13 protein-coding genes are annotated in these 14,471 nt (G+C 68.9%); 9 read left to right on the top strand and 4 right to left on the bottom strand.

The window, feature by feature from the left end; translation table 11 throughout:
* The first annotated feature begins 201 nt into the window (after positions 1-201).
* The 7 genes from ptsP (at position 202) to J2X45_RS10980 (ending at position 7,725) form a co-directional block, all read left to right on the top strand.
* Positions 202-2,466 (top strand): phosphoenolpyruvate--protein phosphotransferase, encoded by a 2,265-nt coding sequence (gene ptsP / locus J2X45_RS11010; RefSeq protein WP_310214570.1) that lies wholly within the window; start codon positions 202-204, stop codon positions 2,464-2,466.
* A 159-nt stretch (positions 2,467-2,625) separates the two neighbouring features.
* Positions 2,626-3,690, top strand: coding sequence for a helix-turn-helix domain-containing protein (locus J2X45_RS11005; protein ID WP_310214568.1), 1,065 nt, complete (start codon positions 2,626-2,628; stop codon positions 3,688-3,690).
* Between the two features lie 181 nt (positions 3,691-3,871).
* Positions 3,872-5,011, top strand: a complete 1,140-nt coding sequence (ispG, locus tag J2X45_RS11000) for a flavodoxin-dependent (E)-4-hydroxy-3-methylbut-2-enyl-diphosphate synthase (RefSeq protein WP_310214565.1) — start codon at positions 3,872-3,874, stop codon at positions 5,009-5,011.
* Positions 5,012-5,024: 13 nt separating this feature from the next.
* A complete protein-coding gene (locus tag J2X45_RS10995) occupies positions 5,025-5,432 on the top strand; it encodes a hypothetical protein (RefSeq protein WP_310214562.1) in 408 nt (135 codons plus the stop codon).
* A gap of 117 nt (positions 5,433-5,549) precedes the next feature.
* Entirely contained in the window at positions 5,550-6,017 is a 468-nt protein-coding gene (locus tag J2X45_RS10990) for a hypothetical protein (protein ID WP_310214561.1), read from the top strand.
* 2 nt (positions 6,018-6,019) lie between these two features.
* Positions 6,020-6,430, top strand: a complete 411-nt coding sequence (locus tag J2X45_RS10985) for a hypothetical protein (protein ID WP_310214558.1) — start codon at positions 6,020-6,022, stop codon at positions 6,428-6,430.
* Positions 6,431-6,567: 137 nt separating this feature from the next.
* A complete protein-coding gene (locus J2X45_RS10980) occupies positions 6,568-7,725 on the top strand; it encodes an acyltransferase (protein WP_310214556.1) in 1,158 nt (385 codons plus the stop codon).
* A 261-nt stretch (positions 7,726-7,986) separates the two neighbouring features.
* Here the strand turns inward: J2X45_RS10980 and J2X45_RS10975 are convergent, their stop codons facing one another.
* Positions 7,987-8,754, bottom strand: a complete 768-nt coding sequence (locus J2X45_RS10975; RefSeq protein ID WP_310214554.1) for a pseudouridine synthase — start codon at positions 8,752-8,754, stop codon at positions 7,987-7,989.
* 3 nt (positions 8,755-8,757) lie between these two features.
* Positions 8,758-9,828: a peptide chain release factor 1 gene (prfA, locus tag J2X45_RS10970; RefSeq protein WP_310214552.1), complete on the bottom strand. Its 1,071-nt coding sequence runs from the start codon at positions 9,826-9,828 to the stop codon at positions 8,758-8,760.
* Between the two features lie 196 nt (positions 9,829-10,024).
* On the opposite strand from prfA, the gene J2X45_RS10965 reads away from it, so the two are divergent.
* Both J2X45_RS10965 and J2X45_RS10960 read left to right on the top strand, forming a co-directional pair.
* On the top strand, positions 10,025-12,232 hold the full coding sequence (locus J2X45_RS10965; RefSeq protein ID WP_310214550.1) for an EAL domain-containing protein: 2,208 nt from the start codon (positions 10,025-10,027) through the stop codon (positions 12,230-12,232).
* Between the two features lie 116 nt (positions 12,233-12,348).
* Positions 12,349-12,882: a DUF1993 domain-containing protein gene (locus J2X45_RS10960; RefSeq protein WP_310214548.1), complete on the top strand. Its 534-nt coding sequence runs from the start codon at positions 12,349-12,351 to the stop codon at positions 12,880-12,882.
* A 3-nt stretch (positions 12,883-12,885) separates the two neighbouring features.
* On the opposite strand, the gene J2X45_RS10955 is transcribed toward J2X45_RS10960, so the two are convergent.
* Together J2X45_RS10955 and J2X45_RS10950 are read right to left on the bottom strand one after the other, a co-directional pair.
* Positions 12,886-13,731 carry a serine aminopeptidase domain-containing protein gene (locus tag J2X45_RS10955; RefSeq protein WP_310214545.1) on the bottom strand — a complete coding sequence of 282 codons (846 nt, stop codon included), beginning with the start codon at positions 13,729-13,731 and terminating at the stop codon, positions 12,886-12,888.
* A 61-nt stretch (positions 13,732-13,792) separates the two neighbouring features.
* Entirely contained in the window at positions 13,793-14,464 is a 672-nt protein-coding gene (locus J2X45_RS10950) for a LysE family translocator (protein WP_310214543.1), read from the bottom strand.
* Positions 14,465-14,471 lie beyond the last annotated feature (7 nt).

The raw sequence follows: 14,471 nt of genomic DNA, 5'->3' as shown, positions 1-14,471 counted from the left end.
TGCCAGACTGCGCCGCCCGGCTCCCCTCCGGGCGGCGCTTTTTCGTGAGCGCGCACCTAATCGCCGTTCGGTTGACGAGCGCGACTGGTCCCCGGGCGAAATCTGCTGTAGCCCCCATCTTGGAGGTAAGAGCCGTCTTAACCCTTGGCGTCCGACGCTGGGCTAGGAAGGCTCTAGGGACAGGGAGCGCGTACAGGCGTCATGGCGGCATCCGGCATCGCCGTTCGAGGACCACGCAGCCTGCTGCGGCAGATCCGCGAGGCCATGGCCGGCGCGGGTCCCGCTCAGGGCAAGCTGGACATGGTGGTCCGCACCATCGCCATCTCGATGGTGGCCGAGGTCTGCTCGATCTATCTGCGCCGCGCCTCGGGCGATCTTGAGCTGTTCGCCACCGAAGGCCTGGCCCGCGAGGCCGTCCACGTCACCCGCCTGAAGCCGGGCGAGGGCCTGGTCGGCGAGACCATGCGTCTGGGCCGGCCGCTGAACCTGTCGGACGCCGCCAGCCACCCGTCGTTCTCATACCGCCCGGAAACCGGCGAAGACCCGTACCACGCCTTCCTGGCTGTGCCGCTGCTGCGCGGCGGTCGCGCCATCGGCGTGCTGGTCGTCCAGAACCGCACCGAGCGCAACTATGACGAAGAGGAGGTCGAGGACCTCCAGATCATCGCCATGGTGCTGGCCGAGATGGTCAGCTCCAGCGAGCTGCTCGGCGCCGACGAACTGAAGGACGTCGAGCTGGCGCCGCACAAGCCCGAGCGTCTGAAGGGCTCGCGCTTCGCCGAGGGCCTGGCCTATGGCGTGGCGGTTCTGCACGAGCAGCCGGTGGCGCCCGAGACCCTGCTGTCCGACGACGCCCTGGCCGAGGAAGCCCGGCTCTCCTACGCCATCGAGGCGCTGCAGACCCAGATCGACCAGATGCTGGAGGGCCAGCACGGCCTGGTCGGCGCCTCCTACGAGGTGCTGGAGACCTATCGCCTGTTCGCTCATGACCGGGGCTGGAACCGCTCGCTGCAGGAGGCGGTGCGCTCGGGCCTGACCGCCGAGGCCGCCGTCGAGCGCGTCCGCTCCGAGCACCGCGCGCGCCTGGGCCAGGCTCGCGATCCCTATCTGCGCGAGCGGCTGCACGACCTGGAAGACCTGAACGACCGGCTGCTGCGGCACCTGTCGGGCGATGTGCACCATGTGCGCCAGCTGCCCGAGGACGCCATCCTGATCGCCCGGAACCTGGGTCCCGCCGATCTTCTGGAATACGACCGCACCAAGCTGAAGGGCATCCTGCTGGAGGAGGGCAGCGCCGCCAGCCACGCCGGCATCGTCGCCCGCGCGCTCGACATCCCCTGCGTGGGGCGCCTGGCGGGCCTGCGCGACCGCGTCAACGAGGGCGACCCCGTGGTCGTCGACGGCGAGACGCAAGAAGCCTGGCTGCGCCCGCGTCCGGACGTGGTCAAGGCGCTGAAGGCCCGGATGGAGGTCCGCGCCCAGCGCAAGGCCGAGTTCGCCCGTCTGCGTGACACCCCGCCGATCACCAAGGACGGCTCGAAGGTCACGCTGCTGATGAACGCGGGCCTGGCTGTCGATCTCGACATCCTGGGCGAGACGGGCGCCGAGGGCATCGGCCTGTTCCGCACCGAGTTCCAGTTCATGGTGGCCGAGGAGCTGCCGCGCCTGGAGGCCCAGACGGCGCTCTACGAGAAGGTGCTGGATGCGGCCAACGGCATGCCGGTGACCTTCCGCACGCTGGATCTCGGCGGCGACAAGCTGCTGCCGTACATGGAGCTGGAGCGCGAGGACAACCCGGCGCTGGGCTGGCGCGCCGTGCGCATGGGCCTGGACCGTCCGGCCCTGCTGCGCATGCAGATCCGCGCCCTGATCAAGGCCGCCAACGGCCGGCCGCTGCGGATCATGTTCCCGCTGGTGGCCAATGTGGACGAGTTCCGCGCCGCCCGTTCGTTCGTCGACCAGGAAGTGGCCTGGGCCCTCAAGCGCGGCCGGCCCGCGCCGGCGCGCCTGGACGTCGGGGCCATGGTCGAGGCGCCGTCGCTGCTGTGGCATTTGGACGCGCTGCTGCCGATGACCGACTTCGTCTCGGTCGGCACCAACGACCTGATGCAGTACCTGTTCGCGGCCGACCGGGGCAACCCGCGTGTGTCCGACCGCTATGATCCGCTGTCGCCGGCCGCGCTGCGGGCGCTGAAGACGATCCAGCAGGCCTGCGCCGACACCGGCACCCAGGTCTCGGTCTGCGGTGAGATGGCCGGCCGCCCGCTGGAGGCCTTCGCCCTGGTGGCGCTGGGCTTTGATCGACTGTCGATGCCGCCGGCCGGTATCGGGCCGGTCAAACAGATGGTCCTGTCGCTGGACCGCGAGGCCGCGCGCCGCAATGTCGAGGCTCTGCTGAAGGGCTCTGGCGGATCCTTGCGCGGCGAGATCGAAACCTTGGCGCGCAAGCTTTACGTCGCCGTGTGACAAAAGCTTGGCCGTTAACCAAGCGTCACCGTTTAGTACATTGAATCCCGCTACTTAGTTTGATATTCACAAACACATATTAAGAACTCCGTATAACCGGGGTGGGGGAGTGCGGCGCGCTTCGCGTGCGGCGCGATTTTCGGGGGCGTTTAGCCGATTATGCCGCTGGATACGGGGAACGTGAGGCGTTTGCACCTCGTGGCCGATGTCGATACGGACGAAGCGCCGGTCGCCGTGGGTCAACCTTCGCTGGAAGACGGCGCGGACATTGGTCTGGCGCTGAAGGCCGCCCGTGAGTTTCGGGGGCTGACGACCCAGGACGTCGCCGACGGCACCCGCATTCGCCAGAGCTATATCGAGGCGCTCGAGGACATGCGCCTCGATGATTTGCCCTCGCGGCCGTTCACCATCGGCTATGTCCGCGCCTATGCCGGCCTGCTGGGCCTGGACGCCGAGGCGGCCGTGGCCCGCTTCAAGAACGACGCGCCCGACGAAGGCGCCGAGCTGCGTGCGCCGGTCGGCGTGCGCCGCGAGCGCGATCCGCGCCTGGCGCTGATCTTCGCCGGCGGCCTTCTGGTGGTCGGCGCCATCCTGCTGTGGAACGTCGCCCAGCGCGCCATCACCAAGGACGACCCGCCGCCTCAGGTCGCGCCGGAGTCGGCCCAGGTTCGCGTCGCGCACGGCGGAACTGTTGGTCCCGGCGGCTCGGTGTCGCTGGGCGCGCCGCTGCCCGCGCCGGTCGAGTCGACGACGCCCGAACCCTACAAGACGCCCGGTCTGGACGACGCCGCCGCCAATGGCGGTTCGGTCGACGCCGCCAAGATCGCCGCCAAGGCCCGCGCCGAGGCCGAGGCCGCCGCCGGGATCACCGACACCACCAATGCGGTCGTGATCGGCGCGCCGTTCAAGCCCAAGGGCCAGATCCTGGGCGCCAGCGCCGCCGACGCCTCGGGCGTGCTGATCCAGGCCCGCAAGGCCGGCGCCCTGACCGTCCGTCGCGCCGACGGCGGCATCGCGATGACCCGCTGGCTGTCGGCCGGCGACGCCTACAGCGCCCCGCGCACGCCCGGCCTGATCCTGGACGTGGTCGAGCCGTCGCTGTTCGATGTCTATTACAACGGCCGCCTGACGGGGCGTCTGTCCTCGAACCAGACCTCGGTCGCCAAGCTGATCCCGGCGGCGCCGGTGGCGGCGCCTCAGGCCGTGGCGCCCGCAGCGCGGTAATTTTCCTTCTCCCCTTGCGGGAGAAGGTGGCCGCGTAGCGGTCGGATGAGGGGTGGAACACCCTCTCGGCTGACTCAGCGCGACCCCTCATCCGTCGCCTGACGGCGACACCTTCTCCCGCAGGGGGAGAAGGAGAGGGAAGCCCCTTCTATCCCGCCCCAACACCCTCTAAATTAGCGCCATGGCCGCAGACCACACGCACGTCCGTCCCTGGCGCATGATCACGCGCCGGCAATCGCGCAAGATCCGCGTCGGCAATGTCGAGGTGGGCGGCGACGCGCCGATCTCGGTGCAGTCGATGACCAACACCCTGACCAGTGACGCCAAGGCGACGCTGGAGCAGATCCGCCAGCTGGAGGAGGCCGGCGCCGACATCGTCCGCGTCAGCTGCCCGGACGTCGAGAGCACGGCCGCGTTCAAGACCATCGCCCGCGAGGCCAAGGTCCCGCTCGTGGCCGACATCCACTTCCACTACAAGCGCGGCATCGAGGCGGCGGAGGCCGGCGCGGCCTGCCTGCGGATCAATCCGGGCAACATCGGCAGTCCCGATCGCGTGCGCGATGTCATTCAGGCCGCCCGCGACCACGGCTGCTCGATGCGGATCGGCGTCAACGCCGGCTCGCTGGAGCGCGAACTCCTGGAAAAGTACGGCGAGCCGTGCCCCGAGGCGATGGTCGAGAGCGCGCTGAACCACGCCCGCATCCTGCAGGACCACGACTTCCACGAGTTCAAGATCTCGGTGAAGGCGTCCGACCCCTTCATGACTGTGGCCGCCTATTACCAGCTGGCCGAGGCCATCGACTGCCCGCTGCACCTGGGCGTCACCGAGGCCGGGGCCACGCGCACCGGCACGGTGAAGTCGGCGATCGGCATCGGCTCGATGCTGTGGGCCGGCATCGGCGACACCATCCGCGTCAGCCTGGCCGCCGATCCCGTCGAAGAGATCAAGGTCGGCTTCGATATCCTCAAGTCGCTGGGCCTGCGCCACCGGGGCGTCAACATCATCGCCTGCCCGTCGTGCGCGCGGCAGGGCTTCAACGTCATCAAGACCGTCGAGGCCCTGGAAGAGCGGCTGGCCCACATCGCCACGCCGATGTCGCTGTCGATCATCGGCTGCGTCGTCAATGGTCCGGGGGAGGCGCTGATGACCGACATCGGCTTCACCGGCGGCGGGGCCGGGGCGGGCATGGTCTACATGGCCGGCAAGCCCGACCACAAACAGTCCAACGAGGGGATGATCGATCACATCGTCGACCTCGTCGAGAAGAAGGCGGCCGAGATCCAGGCCGCGAAAGCCGCGGAGACCCTCGCGGCGGAGTAGGGAGATCACGTCCATGCGCGTTAAGCTGAACGGACTTGTGGCCTTGCTGGCCCTCTCGGCGGCGAGCGCGGCGAGCGCGGCGACCCCCAAGCCGCCGCCGGAACAGGTCTTGGCCAAGATGCTCGACGGCCGCACTGCCGGCGCGCCGGTCAACTGCATCGACCCGCGGGGCGTCGAAACCGTGGACATCGTCGACAAGACCGCGATCGTCTATCGCCTACGCGGCGGACGCGTCTATGTGAACCGCCCCAGGATCGGCGCCGAGGCCCTGCGGCGCGATCAGATTCTGGTGACCAAGACCTTCGGCACGCGGCTGTGCAATTTCGATCCCGTGAACCTGCTGGAGTCCGGCGGGCGGTTTGACGCGGGTTTTGTCAGCCTGGGAACGTTCACCCCGTACGACAGGCCCAAGGCGCGCTGACCGCGCGCGGGTTGAGCTGAGGCGTAATTGCCCGGTTTGACAATCTGAGGGTGTGTGTCATCGTTGCCCTCAAGCGTGGGTGAACGATGGGTTCGGCCCGCTCGCAGGGAGGGTTCGATGGCGATGTTCACCCTTGGCGCGAAGCTTCGCAGCGCCGGCGTCCTGGCCGTGGCGGCCATGATCGCGCCCGGTCTCGCGACGGCGGGCGACCCGCGCGCCGACGCCTATCCGAGGGGCGAGGTCAGCCTTGTCCGGGAACTGAACGGTCGTGTGCCGGGGCAGCCGGTTGCGTGCATTACCCGTCGCCTGGTGGTTGAGACCCGCGTGATCGATCGCACCGCCATCTTGTTCCGCATGCCGGACGGCACGATGTTCGTGAACCGGCCGGCCAAGGGCGCGGAGTTGTTGCCGCGCGAAGGCGTTGTGAGTGAGATCGGCGCGACGCCGCGCGCGATCTGCCAGAACGACTTTGTGGCGGTGAATGAGCCCGGGGGCTCGACGGTCTATATCCGCGGCGACAAGGGCCTGCGCCGTCCGGGCGCCTCGACGCAACTGGGCGCGTTCGTTCCCTACTTCGAGCGCTGAACATGACCCGCAGGGTCTGTAGCGCCCTGGGCAGCGTCGTCCTGGCGCTGGCGATGACGTCGGCCGCGTCGGCGGCCGACGACGGCGCCCGCCCGGGGGAGGCCAGCCTTGCGCAGGAGCTGAACGGTCGCGCGCCCGGTCAGCCGGTCAGCTGCATTCTCGGCCGCAAGGTCAGCGATGTCTGGGTCGTCGAGCAGACGGCGATCCTCTACCGCATGCGTGACGGGACCGTGTTTGTCAGCCGCCCGATCATGGGCGCCCAGGGGCTGGCCCGTGATGCGGTGCGCACCTCGGTTGGTCCCCGCGTGCTGTGCCAGGGCGATGGCGTGGCGCTGACCAGCCCGGGCGGCAAGGGCGTTCGCGGCCACACCGCCATACGCCTGGGCGCGTTCACGCCGTACACGCGCCCCTGAGGCAAGGCGCACCTCAGGGCGCATGCCCCAAGAGACCCGGGCGGCGATCCCTGGAATGAGTTCCCGCGATCCCGTCGGCGCCGGTTTTGGCAGATCCGTTGCAGAGGGCGCAGGAGAACCATTCGAGTCTCCGTCCGATGCCTTTGCGTCCGCCCATTCCGTCCCAGGCTGAGACAGCCGAGCCGCAGCCTGGGAGCTCCAGGCGTGTCGTCCTGGACAGTCTGAGGTTTCTGACCGCGGGCCTGATCGTGCTGTTCCACTACCAAAGCGAGGGGCCACGGTCGTTGGAGGGCTTTAGCCCGCTCTTTCAGCGGGGCTATCTGGCGACCGATTTCTTCCTGATCCTCTCGGCCTATGTGCTGGGACGCGCCTACGGCCGAAAGGTCCTTTCTGGGGCGGTCAGCGATGAGCGCTTCCTGGCCAAGCGGGTGCTGCGCGTCTGGCCAGCCCATCTCATCGTCCTAGCGGCGTTCGCGGTGGTGGTGGGGCTGTCGGCGACGGTGGGGCTGACGACGCATGATCCAGCGCAACTGGAATGGCGCAACCTTCCAGCCCAGGCGCTGCTGATCCACGCTTGGGGTCTGGACCTGGGCGCGGGCTGGAACCTTCCAACCTGGTCGCTGTCGGCCCTGGTCGTTTGCTATGCGGCCTTTCCGACGCTGTGGCGCAAGCTCAGCCGCGTCAGCGGGGCTTTGCTATTGTTCGGTGGCGGCGTCGCAGTCATCTGGGCGGCCAACGGGTTCAGCCAGAGCCTCTACGGTCGCGCGCTGTATGATCTGCCTTTCAACCTGGGGGTTCTGCGGGCGCTGCCGTTGTTCGCGTTCGGCGCCTGCATCGCTCGCGCCAGCGAGCTGAACTGGCCCAGCGAGCGGCTGGCGCCGGTGGTGGCCGTCGTCGCCGGGGTAATGGTCACCGGGCTGCAGTTCGTCGGGCGCTTCGATCTGCTGAGCATGATCCTGCTGGGGCTGCTGATCGCCGCCGGGGGCGCGATCCGGGTTCCGCAGGGCGGGGCGGTCGCGGCCCTCGCCGGCCGGATATCCTTCGCGCTCTATATCACGCACATTCTGGTGGCGATGATCTGGTTCCGGCTCACCCACATCGTAATCGCCCGCCTCGACCTGTCCGAGCCCACGCAGTGGGCGCTCTGGGCGCTGGCCTTTCCGCTGGCGGTGGCCACGGCTTTCGCGTTCGAGCGCTGGATCGACAGTCCCATACAGGCGGTGGTCACCCATTGGGCTGATCGGTTGACCTTCCGCAGGGCCCCGCAGGTCGCGCGCGAGGCGGCCCCTCGCTAGAGCATTTTTCGAGCGAAGTGGTTCCGGTTCGCGTGAAGAAAAATGCGCCAAAACAAAAGATTAGAGCTCACGGCCTGACGCAGTCAGGTCGTGAAATGCTCTAGAGCCTCGCGCGTCGAAACGGCGTCGTTTCAACGCGATAACGAGGCTCTAAATCAAACACTTAGAGCGTGTCTCGCACCGAAACCGGTTCCCACTTTCGGCGTTACGCTCCAGCGCCGCTCGAGGCAGCCTGTTGCCGAGGGCTGCGACGCTGCGCCGCTAGCCCGCCACCAGCGCCGCCCGCTCGGCGGCCGTCAGTGGACGCCAGTGGCCCTCGGGCATGTCGCCCAGGTCCAGCGGGCCGACGCGCACGCGGAACAGGTCGACCACCTTCAGGTCCACCAGCTCGCACATCCGGCGGATCTGGCGGTTGCGGCCTTCGCGCAGCACGAAGCGCAGGCGCTGGTCGGAGATGACCTCGACCTCGGCCGGGCGCAGTTCGCGGCCGTCCAGCTCCAGGCCAAAGCGCAGAAGCTCGAGCTTGTCCTCGGTCAGCTCGCCCATCACCGCGACGCGGTATTCCTTCTCCAGCTCCGACTGCGGGCCGATCACGGCCTTGGCCACCACGCCGTCCTGCGACAGCAGCAGAAGGCCGCGGGAGTCCTTGTCCAGGCGCCCGATCGGCGGGATCAGGTCGCCCGACTGCGGGATCGCCACGCCGCGCGCGTCGCCCCACAGATTGGCCCGCGTCAGCAGGCGCGCTGCCGGAACCTGGCCCGGATCGGGCTGGGATGAGACGACGCCGCGGGGCTTGTGAACGAGATAGGTCGGGACGGCGTCCAGCTTGGCGGTGGCGCGGTCAGCCAGGGTCAGGGTCTGGCCGGGCTGGATCTTGCGACCCACGTCCTCGACCACCTCGCCGTCGATCGACACGAGGCCGTCGCTGATCAGCTGCTCGGCCTCGCGGCGCGAGCACACCCCGCTCTGGGCCAGCCACTTGTTGACCCGCTGGGGCTCGGCCTCGTCATAGGTGCGGGTGAAGGCCATGACCTAGCTGAAGCTTTCTTCGAGGCTCGCCAGACGCTCGGCCTGGTCCTCGGCGATCAGCGGGTTGATCACGTCGTCGAGGGCGTCGCCCTCCATGATCCGCGCCAGGTTGTAGAGCGTCAGGTTGATGCGGTGGTCAGTCACCCGGCCCTGCGGGAAGTTGTAGGTGCGGATGCGCTCTGAGCGATCGCCGCTGCCGACCTGGCTCTTGCGAGCCTCGGAGCGGGCGCTGTCCAGGGCCTCGCGCTGCATGTCGTACAGACGCGCCTTCAGGTTCTTCATGGCCCGGGCGCGGTTCTGGTGCTGCGACTTTTCCGAGGAGGTGACCACCACGCCGGTCGGCAAGTGGGTGATGCGCACGGCCGAGTCGGTCTTGTTGACGTGCTGACCGCCCGCGCCCGACGAGCGGTAGGTGTCGATCCGCAGGTCGCTTTCCTTGATCTCGATCTCGACGTCCTCGGCCTCGGGCAGCACCGCGACGGTGGCGGCCGAGGTGTGGATGCGGCCTTGCGCCTCGGTGGCCGGCACGCGCTGAACCCGATGGACGCCGCTCTCGAACTTCAGCCGGCCGAACACGCCCTCGCCGGTGATCGAGGCGACGATTTCCTTGTAGCCGCCCATTTCGCCTTCCGAGATGCTGTCGATCTCGACGCGCCAGCCCTGGGTCTGGGCGTAGCGCTGGTACATACGGAAGAGGTCGCCGGCGAACAGGGCCGCCTCGTCGCCGCCGGTGCCGGCGCGCACTTCCAGAATGGCCGAGGCGTTCTCGTCCTTGTCCTTGGGCGCCAGCATCAAAGCCAGCTCGCGCTCCATCACCGGCAGCTTTTCGTCCAGCGCCTGGATCTCGTCGCGGACCATCTCGGCCATCTCGGGATCGGCGGCCATGACGTCCAGCTCGGCGCGTTCGGCCGACAGCTTGGCCAGCCGCTCGACGGCCTCGGCCACGGGGCGCAGCTCGGCGTGCTCCTTGGAGAGCTTGACGATCTCGGCGCCGTCGGTGGCCGCGCCCATGCGCGCCTCCACTTCGCGGAAACGGTCGAGAACCTGGTCGAGGCGGGCCTGGGGCAGTCGCAAGGGAATTTCGCACGGCTGGAGGGACGGGCGGTCTCTCTAAAGCCTTTCCCGATCAAAGGGAATGTTCGCTGGACGCTCAGCGCGCCTGGCGTGGCGCAGCGGTGCGACAAGTTGCCTCAGGCGCTGTTAGCCCGAGCTTAGCCATGGCTTGCGAGAACAGGCTTTGTCTTCCGTCCGGGATTGGACTTTCACGACGATGAAGGGTGTCGAGGCCCGACTTTCCGCGCCCCTGGCGGCCATGGCGTTGCTGACGGTCGGCGTCCTGGTGGCGGTGCTGTTCATGATCGCCGCCCGCGTCGATGGCGACGCCCTGCGCCATGAGCAGGAGCTGGTCGGGCGCGGCGTCGACTCCAAGATCGCCGACATACAGCGGGTCGTCTCGCCGCAGGTCCTCTGGGACGAGGCGGTCAAGAACCTCGATAACCAGTTCGACCTAGGCTGGGCCGAGGAGAATATCAGCGCCTACCTGATGGGTCAGGCCGGCTTTGACATGATTTTTGTGGTCGACGGCCAGGATCGCCCTCGGCTCAGCGCGCGGGTCGGGCAAACGACCTCCGCGGCGAACTACGAGCGCCACTCGCCCCGGCTCGCGCCGCTGATCGGCAAGCTTCGAAGGCTGGAGGCGGCCCGGCCAAGGGTTACGGGACCCCGAAGCGACGGTGGCCTGGTGTCCGCGCCGCTGCAGGTCAGCTCCATCGAGTCGCTCGATGGCGAGGCCTATATCGTCACGGCCAGCCTGGTGCAGCCCGACTTCGGCAAGGCGGTCCTACGTCAGCCCCGTGCGCCGGTGGTGATCACCGCCTTGAAGATCGACGCGCTGTTCCTCGAGGCCTTCTCCAGCCGGTTCCTGCTCGCCGGCATCCATCTGCACAAGGGCGACATGCGGCCCGAAGCCGAAGACGCCCATGTGGCGCTGCGCGATCACACGGGCAAGGTTGTGGCGACGCTGGACTGGACCCCGCCTCATCCTGGCCAGCGGCTGCTTCGCAAGGCGGTGGTTCCCATTCTGCTGGCGGTGGGGGGCCTCGCGGCAGTGGCCCTGATCTTCGCGCGGCGCAGCCGGCGGATCGCCGAGGGGCTGCTCGCCAGCGAAGCGCGCGCCAAGCACATGGCGATGCACGACGCCCTGACGGGCTTGCCCAACCGGGTCCTGTTCGAGGAACGCCTGCGGCAGGGCGTCGATGGTCTGGCGCGTCGCCGCGGCGCGCTGGCGGTGCTGGCCATCGATCTGGACCGCTTCAAGGCGGTGAACGACACCCACGGCCACGCGGCGGGGGACGAGCTGATCCAGGTGATCGGCGCCCGACTGGCGGGCCTGTGCCGGACCAGCGAGACCCTGGCCCGGCTGGGCGGCGACGAGTTCGGCGTCGTGGCGGCCGATATCGACCCCAATGGCGCAGCCGCCCTGGCCGAACGGCTGGTGGCGGCGCTGGGCGCCCCGGTCGAGCTGTCGTGCGGCACGGTGTTCGTCGGCGGCTCGGTCGGCGTGGCCATCATCACGCCGGAAGAGGCCTATGTCGGCGCCGTCGAGGCCGCACGTCGGGCCGACGTGGCCATGTATCGCGCCAAGGACGAGGGACGCGGCCGCTACTGCTTCTTCGAAGCCGAGATGGACGCCGCCCTGAAGGCCCGGCGCGGGCTCGAGGCCGACCTGCGCAAGGCGCTCAAGGACGGCGGGGTCTGGGTGGCGTATCAGCCCCAGGTCGACGCCGCGGGCCAGGTGCTGGGCGTCGAGGCCCTGGCCCGCTGGACCCACCCGGAGAAGGGCGCGATCTCCCCGGCCGCCTTTGTGCCTCTGGCCGAGGATTGCGGGCTGATCGACGATCTGGGCCGGTTGATCATGCGCCGCGCCTTCACCGACAGCCTGCGCTGGAAGGACCTGAAGGTGGCGGTCAATGTCTCGGCTCTGCAGATGCGTCAGGTCGGCTTCCCCGATCTCGTCGCCGAGATCCTGGCCGAGACGGGCGCCCGCGCCGACAAGATCGAGCTGGAGATCACCGAGGGCGCGCTGCTGGGCGACGACGAGGCGACGCACGACGCCATTCGCCGCCTGCGCGATATGGGCTTCTCGCTGGCGCTTGACGATTTCGGCACCGGCTACAGCTCGCTGAGCTATCTGCGGCGCTATCCGATCGACAAGATCAAGATCGACCGCAGCTTCATCACGCCGCTGGGTGGAGACCAGGAGGCCAGCGACGTGGTCGCGGCCATCGTGCGTCTGGCCAAGGCGCTGCGGCTCGCGGTCATCGCCGAGGGCGTCGAGACCAACCAGCAGCGCGAGCAGCTGCAGGAGATGGGCTGCGTCCAGGCCCAGGGCTTCCTGTTCAGCGCGCCGGTGACGGCCGATGCGATCGACAGCATCGTCGACGATGGCGGCCGCATGCACCTGGCGGCGGTGGCCTGACGATCCCGACTGCTGACGCCTATTGTCATCCGTCGTCATTGAAAACGGACATAGGCGCGCTTAACTCGCCCTACAGCTTGGCTGGAGCGTTCCGCCGAGCTTAGCGAGGAAACACCATGTCCCTGTCCCTTCACGCCGTCACCGTGACCCCGGTCTCGCGCGGGCTCAACATGTTGCTGACGGTGCTCGAGAAGGCCAGGGCGCACGCCGAGGCGACGGGCGTTGATCCCGACACCTATGTCTCCGCCCGTTTGATTGACGACATGCTACCGTTGTCAGGCCAGATTCAGCGCGCTTCAGACGCCGCCAAGGGCGCTGTGGCGCGTCTGGCCGGACTGGAGGCGCCGGCCATGGCCGATGATGAGACCACGCTGGCGCAACTTCGCGACCGTGTGGCCCGCACCCTGGTCTATGTCGACAGCGTGGCCTCTGACGCCTTCGCCGGCGCCGAAGGGCGCATGATTGTCGTGCCGGCCGGCCCGGGCGTCACGCTGGAGTTCGCCGGCCTCGACTATCTGTTGGAATTCGCGATCCCCAACTTCCAGTTCCACGCCGTCACCGCCTACAACATCCTGCGCCACAAGGGCGTGCCGGTGGGCAAGCGAGACTTCCTGGGCATCGGTCCCGAGCGGCTGAAATCGGCGGGGTAAGGGCTAGCGCCGCCGGAACTCCGTCGCGGCCGTCGAGGTCTGGGCCGCCAGCGCGGTCCGGGCCTCGGCGTCGCCCAGCACCGCCGCCTTCAGGAAGGTGATGCTGAGCGCCACCGCTTGGGGAAAGGCGGGGTTCTCCGGATGGTGCGCCAGGCCATGGTCGACGCTCTTGCAGATCCAGGCGTACTTGTCGCCCGCCGGGCTTTCCTCGAACGCGCGGAGGTGAGCGCGCCAGTCCGGCGCCATGCCCGGCACGACGTCCTGTTCGCCGGTGAGCATCAGGGTGGGGACGTTCAGCGTCTGGAAGGTGGCCGGACCCATCAGGCCCTGGATGGTCCCGGGGCTGGAGAAGCACAGCACGGCCTTGGCCTTGGGGTCCCGGGCCGGGATCATGGTCTCCAGCGCGCCGCCGCGCATCAGCGACATCAGCGAGCCGTATGAGTGGCCCGCATAGGCCAGCGGCAGGCCCGGGGCCTCGCTCGCCGCCCAGCCGGCCGCTGCGCCGACATCGGCGAGCCGCACCGGGAAGGCCGATTGCAGCGTGTACGCGGACTTGCGGGGGTGCTTCAGAGAGTCGACGTGCAGCGGCGCGACCACCAGGAATCCGGCCTGGCTCCAGGCCTCCAGCAGGGCGGCGTAGTTCTCCGCCGATCCGCCCGCCCCGTGCGAGAACACGATCACGCCCTTGGGCGCGGCGGGCCGGAAGACGGTGAGCGCCAGCTCGCGGTCGCCGACGTTGATGGTGGTGGTCGCCGCCGCGCGCGCCAGGCTGGGCGCGACGACGGGCGTCACCGCCAGGGCCAGGGCGCCGGTCAGCAGGGCGCGGCGGTGAAGAAGGCGTTCGGTCACGGGACTCTCTCAACTGCGGTCAGCCCACGGTTGAATGCTTCGTCGCGGCTGTCCAGAGGCCTCAGCGCCGGACGTCGACGGTCAGCAGAACGGCGGGCGCGCTCGCCGTCGTCTGCGCGGGGCTCGCCAGGCCGTGACCGCCGCCCGCCACCATCGGAACCAGTGAGGCCACCAGCAGTACGGCCATGGTCACGTTGAACGTCCTCAGCACCGCCGGGCGGTCGAGGAACGGCCGCAGGCCCTGGCCAAAGCCGGCCCAGGCGGCGCTGCACGGCGCGCCCACCAGCATGAAGGTCCCGGCCAGCAGCGGCACGATCGTCCAGCCGGAGTTCTCGGGGGCGTAGGTGGTCACCGCGCCCAGCGCCATGGCCCAGGCCTTCGGGTTCACCCACTGGAAGGCCGCGGCCTGCAGGAAGGTCATGGGCTTGCCCAGCGCGCGGTCGGTGACCGTGCTGGAGGTCGCGATCTTCCAGGCGAGCCACAGCATGTAGGCCGCGCCGACCCACTTCAGGATCTCATGCAGCACCGGATAGGCCCTGAACACCCCGCCCAGGCCCAGCCCCATGGCCAGCACCATGAAGCCCAGCCCGCCGCTGATGCCCAGGATGTGCAGGACCGTGCGGCGGAAGCCGAAGTTCGCGCCCGAGGCCAGCAGCATCATGTTGTTGGGGCCCGGCGTGCCCGCCGTGGCGAAGCAGAACACGACATAGGCCAGCATCAGTTCCGGAGTCATTCGGGCC

The organism is Caulobacter sp. BE264 (assembly GCF_031457805.1).
Classification (GTDB): Bacteria; Pseudomonadota; Alphaproteobacteria; order Caulobacterales; family Caulobacteraceae; genus Caulobacter.
Note: the sequence above shows the minus strand (reverse complement) of the source record. Positions and strands in the feature narration are given on the sequence as shown.